This window comes from Coprobacter fastidiosus (genome assembly GCF_030296935.1).
Taxonomy (GTDB): domain Bacteria; phylum Bacteroidota; class Bacteroidia; order Bacteroidales; family Coprobacteraceae; genus Coprobacter; species Coprobacter fastidiosus.
In genome coordinates, this window is the sequence record NZ_AP028032.1 from 1,361,862 (window position 1) to 1,384,295 (window position 22,434).

At 38.8% G+C, this 22,434-nt stretch carries 14 protein-coding genes; 5 read left to right on the top strand and 9 right to left on the bottom strand.

Annotated features, from left to right (window positions below):
* Positions 1-59: 59 nt before the first annotated feature.
* The 3 genes from QUE35_RS05435 to QUE35_RS05445 are packed head-to-tail and all read right to left on the bottom strand — an operon-like array spanning position 60 to position 4,205.
* The gene (locus tag QUE35_RS05435) at positions 60-1,583 is read right to left on the bottom strand and encodes an MBOAT family O-acyltransferase (RefSeq protein WP_022601959.1); all 1,524 of its coding nucleotides are present in this window, start codon (positions 1,581-1,583) and stop codon (positions 60-62) included.
* The gene (locus tag QUE35_RS05440) at positions 1,570-2,835 is read right to left on the bottom strand and encodes a GDSL-type esterase/lipase family protein (RefSeq protein WP_022601960.1); all 1,266 of its coding nucleotides are present in this window, start codon (positions 2,833-2,835) and stop codon (positions 1,570-1,572) included. Before QUE35_RS05440 ends, QUE35_RS05435 begins: the two co-directional genes overlap by 14 nt.
* The gene (locus QUE35_RS05445) at positions 2,832-4,205 is read right to left on the bottom strand and encodes an SGNH/GDSL hydrolase family protein (protein WP_022601962.1); all 1,374 of its coding nucleotides are present in this window, start codon (positions 4,203-4,205) and stop codon (positions 2,832-2,834) included. Before QUE35_RS05445 ends, QUE35_RS05440 begins: the two co-directional genes overlap by 4 nt.
* Positions 4,206-4,572: 367 nt before the next feature.
* Here QUE35_RS05445 and cls point away from each other — a divergent pair, with 367 nt between their 5' ends.
* Positions 4,573-6,018, top strand: coding sequence for a cardiolipin synthase (gene cls, locus QUE35_RS05450; RefSeq protein ID WP_009318862.1), 1,446 nt, complete (start codon positions 4,573-4,575; stop codon positions 6,016-6,018).
* Here cls and QUE35_RS05455 read toward each other — a convergent pair.
* The gene (locus QUE35_RS05455) at positions 6,013-7,440 is read right to left on the bottom strand and encodes an ATP-dependent DNA helicase (RefSeq protein WP_022601966.1); all 1,428 of its coding nucleotides are present in this window, start codon (positions 7,438-7,440) and stop codon (positions 6,013-6,015) included. The two genes, cls and QUE35_RS05455, sit on opposite strands and share 6 nt — an antisense overlap.
* A gap of 118 nt (positions 7,441-7,558) precedes the next feature.
* Here QUE35_RS05455 and QUE35_RS05460 point away from each other — a divergent pair, with 118 nt between their 5' ends.
* Together QUE35_RS05460 and QUE35_RS05465 are read left to right on the top strand one after the other, a co-directional pair.
* Positions 7,559-8,392: a DUF3822 family protein gene (locus tag QUE35_RS05460; protein WP_009318860.1), complete on the top strand. Its 834-nt coding sequence runs from the start codon at positions 7,559-7,561 to the stop codon at positions 8,390-8,392.
* Positions 8,380-8,931 carry an RsmD family RNA methyltransferase gene (locus QUE35_RS05465; RefSeq protein ID WP_022390532.1) on the top strand — a complete coding sequence of 184 codons (552 nt, stop codon included), beginning with the start codon at positions 8,380-8,382 and terminating at the stop codon, positions 8,929-8,931. Before QUE35_RS05460 ends, QUE35_RS05465 begins: the two co-directional genes overlap by 13 nt.
* 10 nt (positions 8,932-8,941) lie before the next feature.
* On the opposite strand, the gene mutY is transcribed toward QUE35_RS05465, so the two are convergent.
* The gene (gene mutY, locus QUE35_RS05470; protein ID WP_031258797.1) at positions 8,942-10,000 is read right to left on the bottom strand and encodes an A/G-specific adenine glycosylase; all 1,059 of its coding nucleotides are present in this window, start codon (positions 9,998-10,000) and stop codon (positions 8,942-8,944) included.
* A gap of 136 nt (positions 10,001-10,136) precedes the next feature.
* Here mutY and QUE35_RS05475 point away from each other — a divergent pair, with 136 nt between their 5' ends.
* Positions 10,137-11,474: a DUF3843 family protein gene (locus QUE35_RS05475; protein WP_022601968.1), complete on the top strand. Its 1,338-nt coding sequence runs from the start codon at positions 10,137-10,139 to the stop codon at positions 11,472-11,474.
* Positions 11,475-11,506: 32 nt separating this feature from the next.
* Positions 11,507-12,322 carry an alpha/beta hydrolase gene (locus tag QUE35_RS05480; RefSeq protein WP_022601969.1) on the top strand — a complete coding sequence of 272 codons (816 nt, stop codon included), beginning with the start codon at positions 11,507-11,509 and terminating at the stop codon, positions 12,320-12,322.
* Between the two features lie 344 nt (positions 12,323-12,666).
* Here QUE35_RS05480 and QUE35_RS05485 read toward each other — a convergent pair whose 3' ends face one another.
* The 4 genes from QUE35_RS05485 to QUE35_RS05500 form a co-directional block, all read right to left on the bottom strand.
* Positions 12,667-14,082, bottom strand: a complete 1,416-nt coding sequence (locus QUE35_RS05485) for an arylsulfatase (protein ID WP_022601971.1) — start codon at positions 14,080-14,082, stop codon at positions 12,667-12,669.
* A 42-nt stretch (positions 14,083-14,124) separates the two neighbouring features.
* Positions 14,125-15,255, bottom strand: coding sequence for a GEVED domain-containing protein (locus QUE35_RS05490; RefSeq protein WP_022601972.1), 1,131 nt, complete (start codon positions 15,253-15,255; stop codon positions 14,125-14,127).
* 92 nt (positions 15,256-15,347) lie between these two features.
* A complete protein-coding gene (locus QUE35_RS05495) occupies positions 15,348-19,958 on the bottom strand; it encodes a beta-N-acetylglucosaminidase domain-containing protein (RefSeq protein ID WP_022601973.1) in 4,611 nt (1,536 codons plus the stop codon).
* 341 nt (positions 19,959-20,299) lie between these two features.
* Positions 20,300-22,390, bottom strand: coding sequence for a LamG-like jellyroll fold domain-containing protein (locus tag QUE35_RS05500; protein ID WP_022601976.1), 2,091 nt, complete (start codon positions 22,388-22,390; stop codon positions 20,300-20,302).
* Positions 22,391-22,434: the final 44 nt, after the last annotated feature.

The following is a 22,434-nucleotide window of genomic DNA, read 5'->3' on the forward strand; positions in this document are numbered from 1 at the left end:
ATCCGACATAATAAAAACAACTCTCAATCAAATTTCAAGCAAAATTTAGACAATAAGCTCTAAAACTGAAAATAAATGAACGGCTGCAACTCACTCGATTTTATCTGTATTACCAACACAATCAACAATGCAAACGCAAATGCCTTAACGGAAACCGGAGACATTTCTATTTTCCTTGCCATTCCCTCAGAATAACGATGTGGAAGAAAATGCAACAAAAATCCTAAACAGATAAAAAACAAGACATTGGCATATCCCGATATAAAATCCCAAACAATCTCCGGATGAAATTCGGTGAAAATACGGGAAAATACAGACTTTGCCACCTCCATAGAGGGAGACCTGAAAAATACCCAACCAATACAGACCAAATTAAATGTGAGGATTATGCTTAAAACATTAGTCCAATACCAACGGCTGCGCACTTCTTTAGATGCAGGAAATATGCTTCTGAACCATTTATGAAGTACCAATAACAATCCGTGCCAAGCACCCCACAAAACGAACAGCAAAGAAGCTCCATGCCAGAATCCGCCGATCAACATAGTCAGCATCAGATTGATATAGGTACGGACTTTACCTTTACGATTGCCCCCCATAGATATATACAGATAGTCTCTTAACCATGAAGACAAAGAAATATGCCACCGTCTCCAAAACTCGGTAATCGATGTCGATTTATATGGAGAATCAAAATTGATGTTAAAACGAAAGCCTAACAACAACGCTATTCCTATCGCCATATCGGAATAACCTGAAAAATCACAATATATCTGTAAAGCGTAAGCATATACTCCCATCAAATTTTCAAAACCGGTATATAATGTCGGATTATCAAAAATGCGATCTACGAAATTAAGACTGATATAGTCGGATATAATGACCTTTTTAAACAGACCAGCCATGATAAGAAACATACCCCGACCGAACATTTCTCCGGAAACAAAAACCGGCTGTTTCATCTGTGGAATAAAATCTCGTGCCCTGACAATAGGCCCGGCAACTAATTGGGGGAAAAAGGAAACATAAAAAGCATAATCCCGCCATCTTTGCAAAGGTTCTATCTGTTTGCGGTAAATATCGATGATATAGCTCATCGACTGAAAAGTAAAAAACGAAATCCCTACGGGCAAAACAATATCGAATGGTTCGAATTGTCTGTTGACAGCACTATAAAACAGATCGAAAATAAAATTGGTATATTTAAAATACCCTAACATGCAAATATTAACGATAAGGCTTAATGTAACTAACCATTTGCGTGATACTTTTCGTTCTGTACGATACAAAAGTCTGCCTATAAAAAAATCGAATGTACAGACAAATATAAGCACCAATAAATAAATACCGCTCGATTTATAATAGAAATAGAATGAAAACAACATTACATATAGATTCCGCAACAGTTCATTTTTGCGGCAATAGCGGTATAAAAACAAAAATGCAAGGAACAAGAAAAAGAAAAAACCGCTATTGAACAACATCGGGTTATTCGGATCATATAGAAACTGAACACCCAATTTATGAATATCCAATCCAAGCTTTTCAAATATCTCACCCAACCAATTATTATTTTCCAACATAATCGTTATAACCTTTTATAATCGCATCATACAGCAAGTTTCCCTGCAATTCATATCCCTTTATATTAAAATGTATCCTGTCTCGCGCCGAAAGCTGATATTTCACCCATGATTTAGCTGATCCCCGACCTCCGGATATAGAGAAAAGGTCCCAACAGGCGAGGCCTTTATCGACGGCATACCTACGGATTGTTTCAGCAACCTTCTCGACTTTTGTATTAGTAACATAGGTATAATAATACTTCTTTTTCCCCTTTCGCCGGACTCGCCGATGACATTCAGGAGGTGTAGTCAACAGAAATACTGCTCCGGGATGAATATCCCGCAACATAGACACTACCCGATCTATCTGGTCATAAATATCTTTTTGGTCACATTTTCCGAAAGCTTCATTCGTTCCCAATGATAAAATGATAAGATCCGGAGTCAACGCCGCAGTCTGATTCAAAACTTGTCCGGCCTCGACATAATGAGAATAACAACTCCCGTTAATACCCGATGAGTGATATAATATACCCGAATTTCGGTTTTCAAGACTCATAGCATAATAAATACTCGTATCGCCGAACATAGACTGCCCCTTCAAATGCAGGTTACATACTAATGTATCTAATTCGATACGAGAAGCAAACGGCCACCGAGTAGGATAATAATTCACTCCTTTTTTTTGCGAAATGACAGATAAAGGCGATGTCCTCGGATGATGAAAAACCGTTACCGAACAAAAAGCATTGCAAGAATCGGTCTTACTCAAAGTTGCAATATCAAAAAAGAAAGATGTATCCCGAGTTGCGACAGCCATTCCTCCGAGTCCCGGACACGGATAATTTTTGCGATCAACGCACCGACTCCCGAACCACGATGCTGTCGAACGGATTGCATAGTCACGAGGCTCATTACTCTTGATCAATTTCAAAGGGACGATCAGTCCTCTACCCGCATTTCCAAAATCGGAGTGAAAACGGCTCATCATTTGTCCGCTCAAGAAACCGGCCTGAATATGGGAATCCCCAAGATGAAGAATATTAACTACTTTCCGAACCGTATCTGTATCCGACTTCAAAATCTTCAATTTTTCATAAAACAAAGCCATCGTATTTAAAGAATCGGACAAAATATTTTCTTTCACACGAATAAAAGGATATTCCGTCAAACTATCCTTGACAGTAACGGATATATTCGTTTGTGCATTCGTTACACGAAAAAAGCACAAAGAAAATACAAGTATGGAAATAACGGTAAAATATCTCATAATCCAGACTCCTGATTATAACGATACATCAATGCTTCAACAAATTTTTTTGCTATCGGACGTCCTCCGGCATGTGTAATATGGGTATAATCTTTATTTGCCCAAACCGGTTTATGCTCTACATAAGAGACCATACTGTTCTCCCCTCCCATCGCCATAAAAGTATCCCAAAAAACAGATTTCGTATCTCGTGCGATTTTTCGCTGGGCTGCAATCATTTCGTATATCTCGGGCATCGTTTCAAATCCGTTTGTTCCCCGCCTGCTCCGATCACCGATTCCCATAATGAGAATATCCGAATCGGGATAGCACTCTTTTAAATGTCGAACGACTTTTATCATTCGGTTGGTATATGCACGATAATCATAAACATCTTTAGAAACGACATTTTGCCCGTATTCCAATACGATCAAATCATAATCTACATATCGGGACATTTCACGGCTAAGAGAAACATTTACCTGAGACAAATTTGTTCCGGAAGTACCTCTCAAAGAGTAGTTATCGACACATATCCCGATTTTGTCATTTAAATACACTCCAAAGGCCGTAAATCCCGACGGATGAGATAACTTAATATCCAACGAAGAAATTTCACCTTCTATTTCGATACATTGCAAACTATCTGCCGAAAGCGGTTTATACACACGAGCATCCTCCTTATTGATCGCTAAACGAATCTCCGTATTCTCCCGATTTACAAACAAAAATTTCGCTGAACCAAAAGCACTCAGCCCTTTCAATGACGAAGTACCTTTAAAAGTTGCAGATACTCCGTCTTCAGGTATAAAATATTGACCGGCTATAAAAATACTATTTTTATCCAGCTTTGTATGACTCACAGTCGACACGGTCGACCAATGATCGAACTGATGTCTGACCGTCCGTCGAAAACCCGCTGTCATCGAAGCCATAGGAACATACCCGACTCCTCTCCCACCAAAACGTTCTTGCAATTCTTCTCGAATATTCTGAGTCAAAATATCGGCCTCTATAAAAGAATCTCCCAGAAAAGCTATTCTCACCGGACGTTTTTTCACTTCATCCAGCGCATGACAAAAGCGATTCAATCCCGATCCGTCTTCAGAATAATCTTCAAATAAAACGACTCCACTAGGTTTGTGTACAGGCTTTTTTTGCCGAACGACCGTATCTCTCTTTACAACAAGCGTATCGGAATCGGCAATAACAGGCCGATCCGGTCCTTTCGCATGCGACTGCGGTTTCACCAGACGAATATCGGAAAGCATATCTACTTTGCGGGAAGTAAACGAACCTACTTTTATCTCGGGAACGAATGAAAACAACACGAGGAACAACAATGTCCACAAGAGTGTTTTAAACACATCATTCAAATAATCTTTCTTCATTCTCCTCAAAAATATCTCTACCTGAAATTTATCAAGAAAACAATAGAGTATTGCCTATTGTATTAAAACGAGTGCAAAAGTATTATTTTTTAATTCATTATCATGTATATTTTCTTTAGAACCTGCTTAAATTTTCCGATGCAGGAAATTATATCGGGTTATCTCTATATTTTTCCAATCGGTTTCCCCGCTTTTATTCATCAGATAGCCCGTTATCATCCTTATAAAAAAACAAAATAGCCTCTAAAAAATTCTCAAAACCTCCCCCACACAAAATTTAGATAGGTTCTTATCGACATAAATATTGATAAATTCATTTTTTATACTTAATTTAGCTTTTCAAAAAATATCCAAAATAACCGATTCCATGCTTTATCTGAATATAATTCAAAACATCGATCAGTGGGTATATAATAGTCTGTACGTAATATATCTGATCACTATTATAGGTACAATTTTGGTTATTATATCGGAAAACCGCAATCCGGTAAAAAGTATTGCGTGGATAGTCGTTCTTCTCTTCCTACCCATTGTCGGCATCGTCTTTTACTTCTTCTTCGGTCAGGAATATAGAAGACAGCACATGATTTCACGAAAAGGGAAAAGAAAACTTCAACAACTTACAGAAGACCCCGATGTAGATCTACAAGAAATGCCTTTATCCGAAGAAAGTAAACAACAAATACGATTGGCATACACACTCGGGAAATCAGGACTGCATCCCGGTAATGAAGTAACAGTTTTTACCAACGGAAAAGATAAATTCGCCTCTTTGATAGAAGATATTAAAAATGCCCAAACATTCATTCACCTGCAATATTATATTTTTGCCAACGACCGACTCGGAAATACGATTAAACAACTTTTAATCGATAAAGTTAAGGAAGGAGTAATCGTACGAGTTATTTATGATGATGTGGGTTGCTGGAAAGTGAAACAGCATTTTTTTGACGAAATGGAGGCAGCGGGTGTCGATGTACGCCCATTTCTAAAAGTCACTTTTCCTCAATTAGCCAATAAACTGAATTACCGAAACCACCGAAAAATAGTCATCATAGACGGGAAAATAGGATATGTCGGAGGAATGAATATCGCCGACAGATATCAAGATGGTGTGGCATGGGGAATATGGAGAGATACGCACATACGGATTACCGGCCCTGCCGTGTACGGATTACAAACTGCATTTTCTATCGACTGGAGTTTTACGACAAGAGAGTTGCTGTCCGACAACATCTACTTTCCGCCCGTACCACGTACCGGAAACATAAATGTTCAAATTCTCACCAGCGGCCCGATAGGTGAATGGAAAGGTATTTCGCTTTCATTCCTGAAAGCCATTTCAAACGCCAAACAGCATATATACATACAGACTCCGTATTTTCTGCCTACTGAAAGTCTGATGAAAGCTTTGCAGGTCGCAGCACTTTCTAAAGTAGATGTAAGATTAATGTTGCCAGAAAAGTCTGATTCTCCCATCCTGCAATTAGCATCTCACTCATACCTGACCTCTATGCTAAAAGCCGGCATTAAAATATATTTTTATCAGAACGGTTTTCTTCATGCCAAAAGCATCACGATCGACAATGAATTTTCAACGATAGGATCAACAAATCTGGATTTCAGAAGTTTCGACCACAATTTTGAAATAAATGCGTTCATGTATAGTAAGGAGCTCACCACACAAATGAAAAATATCTTTTTGGACGATCAAAAAAAATGCAGACGCATCACTCTGAATTTATGGAAAAAAAGACCCCTTTGGCATAAAATATGCGAATCGGTAGTACGATTATTAAGCCCTGTATTATAACTCTAATTTATCTTCTGCGAGATTTTGTTCCAAATTTATTAAATAAAGATGCTCCGTAGCCCTGGTAAACGCTGTATAAAGCCATCGAAGGAAATCCAGTTCAAGCCCTTCGGCACGTATATACCCCATATCCACAAATACATTCTTCCATTGTCCTCCTTGAGCTTTATGACAAGTAACAGCGTATGCATATTTTACTTGTAAAGCATTAAACCAAGGATCAACTTTTATTTTTTTCATCTTCTCTCGTTTATTAGGAATATCATAATAATCCTCAAAAACATTCATAAAAAGACGATTATTCATTTCCATAGTTAAGGAAGGAGCATCGGACATCAATGTATCCAGGATAATTTTAGATTCTATTTCCACATCATAATCAGGAAAATAAAGTGCAACATCAGCAAAACGAAATCCGTACATTTCACGAGTATTCCTCACCTTCACAACACGGGCGACATCTCCATTGGCTATAAAATCGAGATCTTTATACTCCCGACTCCAAAAATAGTTATTCTTCGCAACCAAAAGCAAGTCTCCCGAAGTAAGCTCTTCTTCCCGATAAAGTATCTGATTGCGAATTCCTTGATTAAAAATCCCGGCACGTTTATTGGAACGTGTTATTACAATTGTGTCATCCATACCGTCCCGACTATACGCAGAAGATAAAGTTTCGATCAAATCCTCACCCCCGACCCGCTGCACATCAGTGTAACCTTGCAAACGTATTTTCGGAAGCGGTAACGGATTTTCGCCCATCAACATACGCAAGCGGGTAGCATTAAAAAGAATTCCTGAATCATCTGACTGACGAGCAACCTGACGTAATTCAAAATCTATAACAGACAACCCGTATTTCATCAGACTACTTTTCTCAAGTGCAGGGCTTCGAGTCTGTCCTACCGGAGGCAACTGAGCCGAATCACCCAATAAAATCAAGCGACAACCTTCTCCCGCATAAACATATTCTACCAAATCATCTAATAACCGGCCTGAACCATATATCATCTGTTCACCGCCACCATTGGCAATCATAGAAGCCTCATCGACAATAAACAATGTATCTTTATGCAGATTGTCGGTTATCTGAAAACCCTCATAATCTGCCGAAAAAACTTTTTGCCGATATATCTTTTTATGAATCGTATAAGCCGGATGAACTGCATAGCCTGCAAAAACTTTTGCAGCTCTACCCGTAGGTGCTAACAGAACGGTCTTCCGTTGAAACCCGGACAAAGTCCGTACCAATGCTCCGATCAAAGAAGTTTTACCCGTACCTGCATATCCGTTAATTAAAAACAAAGATCGGGAATCCCGATCGAAAAGAAACATGGCAAGTCGCGCAATCAGTTCGGCCTGCTCCTCCGTAGGAGCATATGACAAATTATCTGCAAATTTTCGAATAAAAAATTCGTTTATCATCTTATTTAAAAATAAAGTAGAATACAAAAATAGGTCATACCGTTTTCTTTTGCTATTTTTGCAATAAGAATCTGGCTTTAAGAGTCTGTCTAAACTGGCAATATCCAGAAAAAGAATTATGGGAGAACAAATATACAAAATAACACCTCCTGAAAAAACGGAGAATTACATTTTATCGATTCGTTTGAGAAACGACGGATGTTATTTTGCCATATCCGATCCGACAACCAACAACTCTTACAAAGGACAAAATATCGTATTTCCGCCGACCGGAAATACCCCTCTTCAATCTATTGAAGAAGCAGTGTATAATCAACCCGTTTTATTAAAAACTTTTCGTAAAACATATATAATACTACAATCTTCCCGATTCACGCTCATTCCCCAATCCATTGAACCGGAAGCTGATAAACTGAATATATATTACGATTTTTGTTTTCCCGACCATACAGACAAAATCCTTTGCAATGAATGGCAAAGGAATCAGTTATATAATCTGTTCGGTGTAAACAAAGACATTTATGCTTTTCTAAAAAGGACTTTCGACAATCCTCTGTTTTTGCATCAACTGACTCCTTTATGCGAATACTTCTATAAGCGAAGTAAAGTCGGAAATAATTCTAAAATGTATATTCACCTGCAAAAAAAATGGATAGATATAGCGTGTTTTAACAAAAAAGGATTACTATTCGCCAATTCATTCGAATATGGAGACATTCATGATGCGGCTTATTATATACTCAATGTTTGGGAGCAACAAGGATTTGACCAGGAAAAAGACGAGCTTCAACTTACCGGAGACAAAGAACCTCGACAAATCATAACTCGCATTGCTCAAGAATATATCCGCCAGGTAATGCCGTCGATTTTTCCTCCTCAACTTTTTAAATTAGGAAAAGAAACCCTCGAAGCTCCTTTCGATTTAACAGTTATACCTCTATGCGAATTATAAGCGGAAAATACGGAAAAAGAAGATTTGACGTTCCGTCCAATATAAAAGCCCGTCCCACGACAGATTTTGCCCGGGAAAATTTATTCAACGTATTAAACAATCTGATCGATTTCAGTGGTATGACAGCCCTCGATCTTTTTGCAGGAACCGGAGCTATCAGTTTTGAATTACTATCACGAGAATGTACCAAAGTAGTATGTGTAGAAAATTATCCGGTACAGTATAACTTTATCCGCAAAGTCATGCAACAACTGCACGCAGATAATTTAGTCCCGATAAAAGGAGACGTGTTCAAATTTATTCCGGCATGTAAAGAAAATTTCGATCTTATATTTGCCGATCCACCTTATGATTTACCCAAATTCGGCACAATTCCGGAACTTGTACTCAATTCGGAATTACTAAAACCTGAAGGAATTTTCATAATAGAACATTCGAAATCATACGACTTTTCGACACTACCAGGATTTGATCAAAAACGAACATACGGAAGTGTAAATTTCAGCTTCTTCAGAAACATTCATAAAACAGTAAAATAGCTCAATTTATTTACTTGCGCTGTTCCAAATAAATATGTGTCAACCGGGAAACAGCATAATTCTCCAATTCGGTATAGGGAATACGGATATATCCGGAAAGTCCTTCCGGAACGGACTCTATTTCAATAGAATAAAAATAGGCATTTATAATACGATGCGACAAAACATGACGTTTCTGCAAAGGTAAGGCCGTCACTTTTACTTTTCCTAAACCGTTGAATATCCGACAGTACTCTTCGGTATGTTGCAACTCTTCAAATGAATACTCTTTATCTGTTTCGATCAACACAAATTCATACAAATTCTCCCATATATCTTTTCCTTTGCGTTGTCGTATCCATGTATCTCCCTGATAGGAAATACAGAGATAATTAAAAAAACGCGGCTTCACAACCGTTTTACCTTGTTTTACCGGAAGTTTTTCTACACGTCCCGAAATAAGAGAAAGGCACTTGTCCGATAAAGGACACAACTCACAATGAGGTGAACGAGGTACACACTGCAATGCACCCAACTCCATAATCGCCTGATTATACACATCGGGACGTTTCTTGTCCAAAAGATCTGAAGCCAGTTTTACAAAAAGTTTTTTCCCCGGAGTCGAATCGATAGGGACATCTATATCGAAAAGACGAGCCAAAACCCGATATACATTTCCATCGACAACAGCATAAGGTTGACGATATGCAAACGAACAAATTGCCGCTGCCGTATATTCTCCTATACCTTTTAAAGAGAGCACATCCCTATAATTTTTCGGAAAAAGCCCTCCAAAATCGTCCATAATTTGCCGAGCGGCAGTATGTAAATTACGAGCACGACTATAATACCCGAGTCCCTGCCAATACTTCAAAACCTCATCCTCTTCAGCTTCCGCCAAAGAGGCTACATCCGGGAAACGAGTCATAAAGCGGTTAAAATAATCAAGTCCTTGTATAACTCGGGTTTGCTGAAGAATTACCTCCGATATCCAGATAACATACGGATCGGTAGTATTCCGCCAAGGCAAATCTCTTTTATTCTCTAAATACCATTTTTCTAACGGAACGATAAATTCCATATTTTCCATACCGGACATATTTTTCAAAAACTTTTAAACCTGACGACAAAAGTAAAGAAAATGTGATGAAAACAGATAGAACATACCCCGAATCATTGCCGAATTAACTATTAATCCGTAAGTTTGTAAATCAAAAACAAACTTCATGGCAAAGAAAAAACAAACAATATACAGTAAAGACTGGGCATCCTTACATCCTTATCAAGGATCAGCCCGTACAGATTTTTATTATACGACAATTGCAAATAAAATCTATACCGTACTTGATAATCTACTGGAAAACGAAATATCAGATGAAAATCTTTTTTATCTGGAAGAAGAAGAAAAAAAGCAACTGGCTTGTACCCTTACCTCATATTTCGAAGATATTATTTCAGAAACCGGTATCTTCAGAGCATTTACCAAAGAACATTACCGGAAATACAATTCTCCCCTTCCGTTTTTTCCATGCAACGATTATGCAAATGAAGAGATCAACACAGAGGATATACAATTTCTGACATGGCACTATTTCATGCAATTAAACAGAGGAGAAATCCCCTATTCTCCCGAAACTCCTCTTTTTTCCCGGATAGCAGAAAAGGTCATGGAAATTCTGGACGAAGAATACGAATCTGCTCCGGCAAACGAAAAATTAAAAGGATTTTTTGACCTATCTCCAAAAGAGTGTACCAACTTATATTCTTTACAAGCACGTTTCGCATGGTTAGCAACCGAATCCTATCTTTTCCAATTCAATGGCAGACAGATGCAGGAAGAAATAGACGACATGGTAACAACAGCAAAGGAAGACGGGACAGAAGAATATCTTCCGGATATGGTAAATGTCTTGTGTAATGATTTTGCATATAACCTGATCACAGAATTTATGCAACACTCTCCTGCTCAATGGCTTGCTATTCTTTTAGGAGAAGAACACCCAGCACATGAAGCTTTAAAAAATTTATCCCGTAAATATTCAGGTTATTTCGATTTTGTCGACGAAGACAAATATAATGCTCGTTTCCGGCATATCATTACCGGCGAAATTATCGAAGTCACACAAAAATCTTTAAAAGGATTTCCCGAAGACATGAAAAGCGACAAAACAAGTCTGTATGCAGGATTTGTACGTTGGCAAAATGAATGGTGGATTATGGGATTGGTAAATACTTATCCCAAATCGGAAGATTTAACAGAAGAAATCGATAAAAGGGCAGAAGAAGAATCGCACATCTTCGAAGAAAAAACAGACTTACCCGAGAATGAACAAGAAATTATCTTGAAAGATATACTGGAAGATACCAACCTCGGAGAGGGTGAAATGCCGTTAACTCCTGAAGAAACCGCATGGATAGCCGTATTGAGCGATGAATTAGGGGTCTCCTTTATGGAAAATGCCGTGCAAAAAGGTAAAGTCCCCGAATTAAGATTCAACGGAGAAAAAGGCTACGAACTATTACATGATAACTTAGATTTTATACTTCGTTATATTAAACGTTAATAACGTCTCTAATTTATTTTTCCGATATGATTATGAAAAAGACTTTAAGTTTCTTGCTCTTTATTTTTTGTGTATTCTCATCACAGGCAGAAATAATCAAAACAAAGGTAAAAAGCGATGCGATGAATAAGGACATCCCTTGCGTAATCATTACCCCTACAAACTATAATCCGTCTGCAACTTATCCGGTCATTTACTTATTGCACGGATATGGAGGAAATCAAAACACATGGCCAGATATAAAGAAAGATCTTTCGCAAACAGCTACGCAAGACAGCATAATTTTTGTCTGTCCTAACGGAGAAAACAGTTGGTACTGGGATAGCCCGTTTAATAAAGAGTCGCAATTCGAAACATTCATATCAAAAGAACTGGTCTCTTATGTCGATAAAAATTTTTCTACTCGCAACGATAGAACAGGCAGGGCGATCACTGGCTTAAGTATGGGAGGACACGGAGCTTTATGGTTGGCTATTCGTCATCAAGATATATTCGGAGCTGCCGGAAGCACCAGCGGGGGAGTAGATATTCGCCCTTTTCCTGACAATTGGGATATGAAAAAACAGTTAGGTGAATATATAAATAACAAAGAAATATGGGACAATCACACGGTCATCAATCAAATAAATAAATTACAAGACGGAAAACTCGCCATTATTTTTGATTGCGGATTTAAAGATTTCTTTTTTGAAGTAAATAATAATCTCCATAATACCCTATTAAAACAGGGTATCGCACATGACTATATTGTCCGTCCCGGTGAACATAATTCTCAATATTGGGGGAATTCCATTGACTATCAAATATTGTTTTTTAAGAAGTTCTTTCAAAAAAGATTACCAAAATAAATTCAAAAACGATACTTGTATTCACTGATAGCAAGGATATATGTATAAATTTTGTTAATATGCAATTTTTTATTATAACAGTATTTGTAAGATACATTTTCTATAACTATATTTGCGATATGTTTTTTCATAGTATTAGATTTAAGGTTTACAAAGATTGGTTGTCGTGAGACAACCATTTTTTATTTTAATCGTAAATCAAAAACTCCTGATAAGTAAACTTATCAGGAGTTTTCTTTAATATCTATACTGTCGATACATTTTACCCTCTATTGGCTGTCACTGCCCAAACTTTGCGAATCATGTTATCGACTCAAGGTCTGTCTAAATTTTCCGATAAAAAATTATATATCCGCATCTATACCGAAATTAAATAACGAAGAAGGCTCGTGCTCACGATCCATAATTGCTTTCAACTCTTCCACTTTTTCAGGATATTGAGCAGCAATATTATTATCTTCATGAGGATCTTCAGCTATATTATACAACTCATGTGTCGGATTTCCCGAACTGATCTGTTGGCGAATAAGTTTCCAATCTCCGGCACGTACGGCCTGACGCCCACCTTCTTCATGGAATTCCCAATACAGAAATTCGTGTAACGGCTGCTCCCCTCTACTCAATAAAGTAGGCAAAATAGAAATACCATCCATTGTTTCTGCTCTCCAATTCGAATCAACACCTAACAAATCTACAAAAGTAGGCATCATATCCCATCCGGCAGCCTGAATATGACTTATACTACCGGGTTGAATTTTCCCAGGCCAATAAGCAATATAAGGTACTCGCATACCTCCTTCGTAAAGAGCTCTTTTAAGCCCTTTCAAACGTGCTTCTGTATTAAAGAAATAAGGATCGGCACCACCCTCCTGATGAGGACCGTTATCACTAGTGAAAATGAATAAAGTTCTATCGGCAATACCTTGTCGTTCAAGTTCTTTGATTATCTGCCCAACATAAGTATCCAAACGGGTAATCATCGCGGCAAATTGTGTGCGGGGATTTAAAGCCGTACCGTAATCGCCATCAGAATAAAAAGGCTTAGGCTCATAAAACTTATTTCTATACATTTCCACAATACTGTCCTGAGGCTGTGTCAACTCAGCATGAGGTATCGTATAAGTAAAATATCCGAAAAATGCCTTGTCCTTATTATCTCTGATAAATTTAAGTGCATGCTCGTGAATCGCATCCTGCGAATAACGTCCTTCTTGGTATTCCTTCGTTTTATTATTCCACAAATAATCAGGATAATATTTATGAGCTTTACGTTGACAGTTATACCCGTAAAAAACATCAAATCCCATATCATTTGCTTCTCCTCCCGATCCGGGATATCCCATTCCCCACTTACCGAAACAACCTGTGACATATCCGTTTTCTTGAAAAAGATTTCCTAATGTTTTCACTTTCGGATCAAGAGGCTCCTGACCTTCAGGTTGTATCTCTCTATTTCCACGAATTTTGGTATGTCCTGTATGCTGTCCCGTCATTAAAGATGCCCGGGAAGGAGCACTTACAGCCGTACTTGCATAAAATTGAGTGAAACTCATTCCCTGCTGTACGAGTCTCGTCAGATTCGGAGTTGAAATCATTTGCTGCCCGTAGGCCTCTATATCGCTGTAACCCATATCGTCGCATAATAAGTAAATCACATTAGGACGGTCAGTAGTCGCAACGGCATCTTTCACTTGTGCTTTACATAAAGAAGACGGAAATAACAAACTGCCGGACAGATATAAAAAACACTTTGAATTCATCGGTATCTCTTCGTTTTATGAAATTAAAAAAATCAATATCCATCATAAAGCTTCAATGAAAAAGCAGTCAATTCTTGCGTTTTCCCCCCCAAAACCGTAAATCTGTTTCATACTGATTTTATTAATAATCTTGACCTTATTTTCAGGAACAGATTCTAACCTCCATAAAAATTTATTGCTTATATCAGCCGGACGTTCGGCACATAAATTAGAGGTACATTCGCCCGTAAGATTTTCATCATAAGCGATATAAGGGTCTGCCCGCTCCGTAGCCGTATAAGCATTTTTGATCTGATACCATACCGGATCTGCTTCGGTATTTGTTTGAGTAGCCGATAATTCGGGCTCTATGGTAGAAAAAACAGCAATAATATGCATGCTCTCATTTACCGTAAAGGTGTATGTCTGATCTCGGCTTATAATATCTTGTCCAACTTTCCACCCTTCAAAATTTGCAGAAGAAGAAGAGTGTCCGGCCTTCACCGTGACTGAAGAGCCTTTATCATACCTGCCATCTATATTAGCAACTGTCTCAATAACCGCCGTACCTAATTTCTCATCACTGGAAGAAACACTTATATAACAATCTTCTCGGTCAGTCTTATCCATAACATAAACGACAAAATCATACACACGTCCTCCAGAAACTGCAACATCCGATCCTGAAGGCCGGGACGAGTCTAATCTTACACGTATCCGGGCTTTTCCCAATTCTGCATCAGCAGGAACTTGAAAAGAAACAGTAAACCCCTTATCTCTCATACTTAAAGAGGAGTGATCTTGACTAACAAAGACACCGTCACGATCCCAATCTGTATAAATAGTAACAAATTGTCCGGAGATAGATACATTTTCCTCAATAATTAAATCGAACTGGCGCTCTTTCTCCACCAAAGTAGTAGCTTTAGAAACAATTATAAAATGTCTATCAGGTGCAGAGGTAACGGTATAGCCTAAAGGATAACGAACGGCATTTCCGGATGTAATAGCAGAAACGATATATGCACTCCCGGCCTGACCAGAAGGCATTTGATAAATCGGGTTCTTAACATTCATAGAACCCAGCCTAATCATCGTCTCAAAAGGATTATCTGTTATATACTCTTGAGCTTTCAACCCGGTAAACAGAGTACCCAGAAATAACAAAAAAAATATCAATAAGTTTTTTCCCATTTTCTTATTTTTTATTGAAAAATACCCCTTATAAAAACTCTTTTCTCTATAAGGGGTATCTTTCTAAATGAAAAAACAAACCTCAAATCTCTTTACTTTTTGATAAACTTGATCGTACAAAAACCTTTATCAGTTTCTATTTTTGCGATATAACTACCGGCTAAAAGCTCTACCAGATTTTGTGTTCCCATTCCTTCAAACACCAACGAGCCGGTAATATCATAAACTTTTACTTTTGCTTCTAACGGAACATGCAAAACCGAAGTAGAACGGTTAAAGTAAGATATCGGGGTCTTTTCATCCCGAACTCCGTCTAAATATGTAAAGGTTATCGCTATGTTTACATCTTCAGTAACCGTAATCTGATATTTGCCCCCGTTATTTAATAGATCAGAAAGGCAATCTTCATCATTAACAGTAAATGAGCCTACTTCATATCCCGGGTCAGCTATCGGTTCGATTATTATAACCGTATTCTCTGATAATTCCGTTCCGGAAATGACACTACAATCATCTCTTTCGTTTCTGACATCAAGATACCCTCCGGTTAAACTTTCCGGATAAGTTACTTTATACAAATTTTGATTATGACCCTGAACATATTCCGGCACTTGAGAAGTCGTATTCTGATAATAAGTTACCCAACTCAATTCCTGAATCGTCCCTTTCATCAAATAAGCAGCACAATCGCCTCCCGCACCTTTGTTTTGAAATTCTGTCAAACCGACATCCGAAGAACTGAATTTATAATAATACAACAAGTTTTCGGGAATTCGGGCATATCCTGCTTGAGAAGACTTGATCTGCTCAGGTGTTAAAGCAACATTCCATAGTTGAACATCCTCGATATCTCCGGCAAAATCCATACATCCGACAAAAAATACAGTCTCATCGGGTAACAGACGGAATCCTTCTCGATTCAATATTTCGGATGCCACTTCTTCTCCATTCTTATACAAGGTTATGGTTTTATTTTCACTATCTATTACTAAACTTACAAATGCCCATTCTCCGATCGGCAGTGCCACATCTGTCGTAACCGTTACATCATCACCGTAGCCGCCATTACCGTAACAACGTGTAAAAAAGCCTAATTTACCATTAGTCAAACGCACGGCAAAAGAACCTGATCCAACATAAAATGCCGACTGTACGGCACCCATTATATCTCCGTTGCTTACCGACGGGTTTACCCATACGGACATCGTAAAAGTGCGTATGCGCTCATCTCCGACTTGAGAATCTACCGTATGGTTTCCACATAATTTATCGTCAAACTGGAAGCGATAATGATTATTTCCGTCTGTCTGAGGAATACGGATTGCAGAACCAGCAATAACCGGTATTCTTTCGCTACACTCAGCCGCAATAGTTACAGCTTCTGTCACTGTCATCGTATAAACTCCTTCATGAAGACTTCCCATCCGATTTTCTCCATTAACCGTAAATGCAGTTAATTCATAGTTTTCATCAGCACTTACCGAAATAGTTATTTCTGTGTCGTGTTCTACACTGCTTCCCGAATCTATTGGCATATCACCTGCCATTACTGAAATTTTTCCATGCGCAGGTTGTTCAAAAGAAACGACAAAATGGGTAACAACTTCACCTCCTTCATTATAAGGAAGTCCTTCCGGCAATACTTCATATAAAGTCGGTATATTCGATTCGTTCCAAATAATTTTAAGCTGAGATATATTATCCAAATCGCTTACATCTACCTCCGTACAATAATCATCCAAAAATCCTTTATCCACCCATTCACCATCTGCCAGGACTTGAATCGACGGCTTATCCGCTGCGGTTGTAAATTGAGTATAATGGTAAATCTTTACCTTTTGGATCAATATATTCTCAGTAAAACGATAAATCAAGTGTCCTGCTTTATCCGACTTATATCCGTTCATCAGCGAACGATCATCCAATACGGATATCGGATTCCCATCTTGATCACTTGCAACCGGCGTAGTTCCTGAGACAGATGCAGAAAACTCAGCAACCTGCAACCAATTATTCAAAGAAACAGAAGTCAACCGCATCCTGACATAACGTCCGTACTTCCCGTCGGCATTACAAGAGAACACCGAATTATTAGCTTCTATTTCCGATGCAGTAAAAGTCGACACTTCCGTCCAGCTCTGCCCATCACCGGATATTTCTACCACACCGCTGCCTGTCGGACGATCATTCGAAGTAAATGTCAATGTTATATCGAAAAACGGAACTGTTCCTCCGTAATCGAGTGTAATATAATCACCGACAGCTTGAGCGCCGTCTTTCCAAAAATAAGTATCGACATCACCATCGATCACATTCGTTACAGAATATGTGCTATAGACACTCATGTTGGTTGTTGCGGTTACAGTCCCCGGAGTCGTCCCGGACACGGACATCGTAAATTCATTCTCCGGAATTTCCTGCACTTTCCCGCTATTATTATGAATCCGAATATATGCCATATCCATAACAGAACCATCCGGTGTAAACACAGTCCATTCCTTACCGTTAATAGAATATTCGAATGCAAACTTCTCCGCCATAGAAACAGGAAGCGTGTTCACCGATACACTTTTTATCGCATTAAAATAAATTCCTACATATTCCCCATCTTTTAAAGAAACTCCGGATAAATTTCCTAAAACGACACTTGATTCTCCTAAGCTTATCTGCGGTCCGTTAAGATTCTTCACATTAGTAATGATAACTATATCTCGCGACCGTTCAGGCAAAACCGGAGCTTTATCTGCAATTTTGCCGATAATCCAGTCTGCAAAAGGCATCATATTGACATCGGAGGGAGTTACCTCATACGATTTTTTTTCTGTCGATGTGCCCGAACCTTCCAATGCAGGGACAAAAAAATCCGGATCGGTATGTATCTTGGCATATTCTTCTTTTGCCACTAAAAAATCAGTCCATTGACTATTCTCCCCTGATTGAAGCAATGTGAGTGATTTTAATATTATATTACTCATCGACTGTAATTTAGCTATCCAATATTTCGTTTCTTTATAAAACAACACATGATCAGAATCACCACTATGCTCCATTGTTCGCAAAAGAACGCACGCATCATAAATTTTTTGCATTTCAGTAACCAATTGACCTGTAACAGAAGGCAATTCCCCGCTTGCAGAATAAGATGATTTAAACGTATCGAATAACGGCTTAAGCTCATCCGTTTCTTTCAATTCTATACCCGATTCAGAATGAATGGCAAAAGTCCGCATAGCGTTCCTCAACTCTTCATCGTCTTTGACCAAACTCCGGATAGAAGCTTCCCAATTAGAAACTTTTTCAAAACGAGCCGGATTCCATGCATAATCAGCGCCTCCGAAAAGAGCGACTTTCGAAGCTTGAGCTTGTCCCATCGGATTAAGCATCAAACCTCTTAAAGAGGGTATCGGCTCAGAATCTTCAATAGTCCAGTGGGCTGTCACTCCACGCATATAAATTCGTTCATCATGATCGTCATTCACCGGATTATTCCACCACATTACCGGATTCCGGCCAACACGTCCCGCCATATCGGCACACGAACTGCCTCGAATATTCGAAAAACAATCATATCCTGTAAAGGCAATTACCACATCCGAATCGACGCTTTTCAAAGAATTCAACGAATAAGAGCCGCCATAGTTGAGCGCATAAGCTGTCGGGACAAAAAACAGAGGACAAACCATCTCATCTTTTGTCGCCGAAACGGTATTATATTTTTCTTTCAATTTCTTTTGTACCTGATCTGCCAAATATGCCTGCATATTTCCACTCGGTGTATAAGTAATGTCATCGATAAAAACACCGAAACCTCGAACTCCTAACCCGTAGAGATGATCGAATTTATTCATGATCGCCTCTATCCCGGGATCCATTGCCGATTCACTGGAAAAACTTATGCCGTCCTGCATCGCCGGATGAGCTGCCCAAACAAAATTAACGTTACAGGCTTGTGCCTTAGCAGCTATCGTTCTCAAATCGTCTTGAGTAATCATTCCTTGTTCTTGTTCGGCCTGAGTAAGCGATGTAGGATAATCTCTACGCCAATATCCCAAATGATAAGGATCGGCCTTAGGTCCGTAAACGAAAAGGTTCATTTTATAGCGTTTACAATATTCCAACAAACTCAAACGATTTTCCACAGAGTACGGATAACCGTAAAAACCCTCTACAATACCTCTGTACTCCATATAAGCATAATCTTCGAAAACAACGGTAGTCAACTTATTTTCCTCCATCTGTTCAAACATCTGCTCCAATGTCGCCATACCGTAATAGGCCGATTCTTTATCATTACCCAAAATAACGATATCTCCAAAAGGATGGTTTTTATTGACCTCCAATATATAAGGATCGAATTTATTACTTCCGTCGGCAAATACCGAACGAGAAACAGATGAAGCCCGATCCGCAGCCTTTCCCGAACCATTCACTCCAAGCCAAATATTGGTTTGAACAGACGAAGCTGTTCCCGCTTCATTGACCGACATGGTAAAACCGGCATTCTCAACTACTTCTCTCAACCGGTCTATTGTCGTCGTATGTATATCGTCTTCAATAATTACATTAAAAACGGGAGATAATTCTACAGTTTGATTTCCCATAGTCATCTTCTGCGGTATAGGATAAACAGTATAAGACTGGCTATACGACCGAAGAACAAACAACAAGAAAATAAATAAAATGAGATGTTTTGTTTTTTTCATAATAAAGAGGTTATTCAATAAAACAACAAAATATTGACAGATTAAAAACCTGTTTTAAATTTTATCCGAGATGAAATAAAAAAGAATTGTAAAAATTCTTTTCATAAAAATCAAACAGTTTTTAAATAAATATTCAAGATCCGGTCTGAATTTTCCGATAAAAATATTATCCTCACCGAATAGCCCGCTATCCTCCTCGCAAAACGATAAAATATCCTCGAAAGATATTCCCAAACCTGACCCAAGTAAAACCCAGACAGGCTTTAAGAGTAAAAATAAAGGGGGAAGACAACCGGGAAATCCGATATCACTCCCCCCTGACAAAAGAGAAACTCTAAAACTTATTTTTTAATAAACTTGATCGTGCGGACAACATTATCCGTTTTCACTTTAGCTATATAAGTACCGACAGACAGATTCTGCAAGTTCTGTGTTCCTTGACCTTCGAATACTGCAGACCCTGTTATGTTATATACTCGCAACATTGCCCCTTCCGGTGCATGCAGTATCGAAGTCGCACGGTCAAAATAAACTTCCGTTAATTTAACTCCGGATATGCCTGTCAACGGTGTAAAAGTCACAGCCAGTTCAACATCCTCTGCTATCGTAATCCAGTATTCTCCGCCATTTTCCAACAATTCGGCCAATCGATCTACTCCGTTAACCATGAAACTTCCGACTTCATAGCCCGATTCAGCTTCCGCTACAATTGTAATGGCAGTGTTTTTCTGCAACTCTGTTCCCGAAGGAATATCGCTACCGTCAGAATCATTCGTGATTTTCAATTTCCCGCCCGTCAATTCGGTCGGATATGTTACCCTATAGGTCGCACCTTTAAACTCCGCAACAAGTTCCACAGGTCCTTCTACCGTAATCGTAAACATTTTGTTAACTACCGTCTCCAATATGCTTTCTCCATTGTTAGTTAATTTCGATAATCGGGTCGGATCACTGTAAACCAAACTACCCGTCAACTCTGTCCCGTATTCAACCAATGCTCCGCTCGAAAGACTGCTGCTACCGTTCTTCAACACCAATTGTCCGTCTCCCGTACTCGTGAACGTAACCGAATATTTTTTCTTCGTGAAGACCGCAGACACTGTTATATTTTCCTGAACATTGCTTAGCGTCAGCTTTCCGGATTCTAAAGACTCTTTCTTTTCGTCTCCGTTGACCAACAGAGATGATAACTCGTAATGTTCATTCGCCAATACCGTCAGTACGACATCGCTACCTCTATCGAACTCACCTTCATTGTCCAACGATACCTCCCCTATACTTGCCGACACAGTTCCGCCTTCAACCGACGAATACCTGTAAACCAACTTATTGGTAAATTCGACCGTGATCTCGCTGGCTTCCGACAAATTGAAACCTTGACCTTCTATCGTTAATCCGTTTACTTTGATTGCTTTAACCAAATAGTTCTCTTCCGGAGTAGCTTCTATCGTCAGCCAAGCTCCCTCATCTACGCTACTGCCACTTTCTACTATGGCATCTCCGTTCTTAACAACAAAACTTCCACCTTCGGATATCCCCGTATAAGTAACTGTATGTTGAGTCTTAACATGTCCTTGGACATATTCGGGTACTTGAGGAGTTTGAGTATATACATCCGCCCAATACGGATCTCCCTGATATTTAAGGCTGCCATATACCAATTCAGAAGAACACTCTCCACCAGTTCCCTTATTCGGGAATTGTTTCACATCGGTATCTTCCGCATTGAATCTATAATAATATAACAAATTTTCCGGAGCCTGAGTATATCCGGTTTGAGACGCTTTGATCTGTTGAGAATCTAATGCCTTATTCCACAATTGTACATCTTCAATATCTCCTGCAAAATCCATACAACCGATAAAAAATACCGATTCATCGGGCAATAAATGGAAACCATCTCTGTTCAAAGACTTTGATATCACTTCCTCCCCGTTTTTATACAAAGTCATTGTTTTATTTTCATTATCTACTACCACACTGACAAACGCCCATTCTCCGACCGGCAATGCAACATCTGTCATCACATTTATATCATCTCCAAATCCCGAATTGTTCCAACAACGGCTAAATAAGCCTAATTTACCACCCGTCAATCTTACCGCAAACGAACCAGAATTTACATAAAATGCTTTCTGAACATGTCCCATTATATCCCCATCAGTTACAGACGGTTTAATCCACGCTGACATGGTAAATGTCCGTATCCGCTCATCATTATCCGTAGTACCTATCGTATGTTCTCCACACAACATATCATCAAACTGGAAACGGTAATGATAATTTCCACTCATTTGAGGAATACGAATTGCAGAACTGACCGCTACCGGAGAGCTTTGTTTCGTAACAGCTTTATCCTGGGCAATTCCCGGAACAAAATACCCCGTCAACGCAAAAAGGCTAAAAAAGAAAAAAAAGTTTAGTTTTTTCATTTCAAACAAATTTAAGTTAGACATTGATATATTGATTTATTAAT

Excerpts from the sequence above, each read along its gene's own strand:
- QUE35_RS05435 (WP_022601959.1), bottom strand. The coding sequence starts at position 1,583 with ATGTTGGAAAATAATAATTGGTTGGGTGAGATATTTGAAAAGCTTGGA.
- QUE35_RS05440 (WP_022601960.1), bottom strand. The coding sequence starts at position 2,835 with ATGAGATATTTTACCGTTATTTCCATACTTGTATTTTCTTTGTGCTTT.
- QUE35_RS05445 (WP_022601962.1), bottom strand. The coding sequence starts at position 4,205 with ATGAAGAAAGATTATTTGAATGATGTGTTTAAAACACTCTTGTGGACA.
- cls (WP_009318862.1), top strand. The coding sequence starts at position 4,573 with ATGCTTTATCTGAATATAATTCAAAACATCGATCAGTGGGTATATAAT.
- QUE35_RS05455 (WP_022601966.1), bottom strand. The coding sequence starts at position 7,440 with ATGATAAACGAATTTTTTATTCGAAAATTTGCAGATAATTTGTCATAT.
- QUE35_RS05460 (WP_009318860.1), top strand. The coding sequence starts at position 7,559 with ATGGGAGAACAAATATACAAAATAACACCTCCTGAAAAAACGGAGAAT.
- QUE35_RS05465 (WP_022390532.1), top strand. The coding sequence starts at position 8,380 with ATGCGAATTATAAGCGGAAAATACGGAAAAAGAAGATTTGACGTTCCG.
- mutY (WP_031258797.1), bottom strand. The coding sequence starts at position 10,000 with ATGGAAAATATGGAATTTATCGTTCCGTTAGAAAAATGGTATTTAGAG.
- QUE35_RS05475 (WP_022601968.1), top strand. The coding sequence starts at position 10,137 with ATGGCAAAGAAAAAACAAACAATATACAGTAAAGACTGGGCATCCTTA.
- QUE35_RS05480 (WP_022601969.1), top strand. The coding sequence starts at position 11,507 with ATGAAAAAGACTTTAAGTTTCTTGCTCTTTATTTTTTGTGTATTCTCA.
- QUE35_RS05485 (WP_022601971.1), bottom strand. The coding sequence starts at position 14,082 with ATGAATTCAAAGTGTTTTTTATATCTGTCCGGCAGTTTGTTATTTCCG.
- QUE35_RS05490 (WP_022601972.1), bottom strand. The coding sequence starts at position 15,255 with ATGGGAAAAAACTTATTGATATTTTTTTTGTTATTTCTGGGTACTCTG.
- QUE35_RS05495 (WP_022601973.1), bottom strand. The coding sequence starts at position 19,958 with ATGAAAAAAACAAAACATCTCATTTTATTTATTTTCTTGTTGTTTGTT.
- QUE35_RS05500 (WP_022601976.1), bottom strand. The coding sequence starts at position 22,390 with ATGAAAAAACTAAACTTTTTTTTCTTTTTTAGCCTTTTTGCGTTGACG.